At 65.5% G+C, this 1,956-nt stretch carries 1 protein-coding gene; it reads right to left on the bottom strand.

Annotated features, from left to right (window positions below):
• Positions 1 to 152: 152 nt before the first annotated feature.
• Positions 153 to 1,652, bottom strand: a complete 1,500-nt coding sequence (locus AB4Z42_RS28310; protein ID WP_442012565.1) for a serine hydrolase domain-containing protein — start codon at positions 1,650 to 1,652, stop codon at positions 153 to 155.
• Positions 1,653 to 1,956 lie beyond the last annotated feature (304 nt).

Here is a 1,956-nt window from a genome sequence, read left to right as displayed (position 1 = left end):
CGTCCCCGCCCCCGGCAGCACCTCCACCGGCGTGCACCTCCCGTTCCCGAACACTCCGGCCCCGCACAGTGAGCACAACGGCCAGGGACACAAGGGCAGCAACGAACTACCCCACCCGCACAGCCCCCGCTAAACGCACGAAGCGATCCGCACTACTGACGCCGATAGAGGCGGCCATGACTGCGGAACCAGGCAATGGCACCGTCTCGGCCGCGTACGAAATCGGACCGCGTGTGCAGGGGCTTGCCATCAGGCCCAAGATCGACGCCGTAGTCGCGCCGGTAGAAGACGAGGCCTGTTCGGGTGCGGGACGTCTCATCCGGGCGGCCGCTGGCATCGGCGCCGACCGTGGTCCCGTCGAGTTGGCCGTCGCCTGACTGGAATTCGATGATTGTCTGCTCGAGGATGCCGGATGGAGGGATGCCCTCGACGATGTAGCGCCCGGTGTACGGCTCCAGATCAGCCGCACTCAGGTGCTGGGGCTCGGCGGGCAGGTTGCCGATCGCGGCGAAGCGGCGCAGCGCCCAATCGTCGCCAAAAAGGTCGGCGGTCAGCTTGGCGCCGCCAGCGGAGTTGGTGAGCACTGTCATGGCGAAGTTCCGCTCGGGCACCATGAAGAAACCTGAGAGTTGACCGGGCCAGGTTCCGCCGTGCTGGACGATCGTCACGTTCTCCGTGGAGGGTCGCAGCATCCAGGTCACACCCATGCCGGTGAGTTCGACCTGGAGCGTGCCGCCGGCGCCCGGGTCGGAACGCATCGCCAACAACGATTGCGGGCTCAGCAGTCGGGAGCCGTTGGGTGCGGTGCCGTTGCCGAGGTGAAACCGTGCGTAACGCAACTGATCTCGCGCACTCGACATCAACGCACCGGTAGGATCGCAGCTACGCGGAAAGTCCCAGAAGTCGCTGTCGACAACCGGTTTACCGTCGACGACATTGTGCGATGCCGCGATGTTCAGGCCGATTATCTGGTCGGTGAAATAGTGGGTAGAGCTCAGCTGCAAGGGATCGAGCAACAGTTTCTGCACCGCAGCCTCGTAGGTCATTCCTGTGACGACCTCGACGATCCGCCCTGCCGCCACCAAACCTGCGTTGTTGTAGGCGAACACCGTTCCCGGTGCGGTCAGCTGCGGCAGCCGCGTCATCGAAGCCACGTAGCGGGCGATCGCGTCGTCGCCGCGCCCGAAGTCCTGTAGGTACTCACCCAGCCAGCCCGAGGTGTGGTTGAGCAGCTGGCGGACGGTCACGACGGCGCCGACGGCCGGGTCGGCCACCGCGAAGTCGGGGAGGTAGCGGCGCACAGGTGCGTCCAGATCCACCTTGCCCTGTTCCACCAGCCGCATCATCACCGTTCCGGTGAACGTCTTCGTGGTGGAGCCGATCCGGAAGATGGTGTCACCGTCGACGGGAGTCGGATGGTCGACATTGGTGACCCCGTACCCCTTTACGTGCTCCTTGCCGTCGACCCAGGCCGCAGCAGCAACGCCGGGTATTCCGTAGGCCTTCATGCCTGCTTCGATCTTGGCGTCGAGCTCCTCGAAGGCCGCACCGGGTTCCGTAGCGGCGCCGCTACTTACAGGCTTGGAGGAGGGTTTCGCCGAGCACGACGTCAGCGCCAGCGTCGCCACCCCTGCGACGGCGCCGCTCAGCATCGTCCGGCGGGACATCGGCTTTGCGCTCACGGTCGGCAGCGTAGTGCCGCACAGGACGAGCCCGGCCGGCAGCTCGCACTGGTGTAGCGACATAGGAACCCGGTCCCTCATTGAGGGGCCGGGTTTCTGCATTGAGGTTTCGTTGAGGGCCTCGTCCGATCCTTTATCTCAAGCAGCCACACCAGATGGCCACGAGAAAAGGAACTCCGATGATCAAGACCCGCCTCGCCACCACCGCAGCCCTGGTCACCTTCGGACTGGCCTCCCTCGGCGGCATCGTCGTCGCCATCGCCGCACCGGCCCA

Origin of the sequence: Mycobacterium sp. 2YAF39, assembly GCF_052114565.1 — a bacterium.
Classification (GTDB): Bacteria; Actinomycetota; Actinomycetes; order Mycobacteriales; family Mycobacteriaceae; genus Mycobacterium.
Note: the sequence above shows the minus strand (reverse complement) of the source record. Positions and strands in the feature narration are given on the sequence as shown.

Coding starts and splice junctions, on each gene's coding strand:
- AB4Z42_RS28310 (WP_442012565.1), bottom strand. CDS start 1,652: ATGCTGAGCGGCGCCGTCGCAGGGGTGGCGACGCTGGCGCTGACGTCG.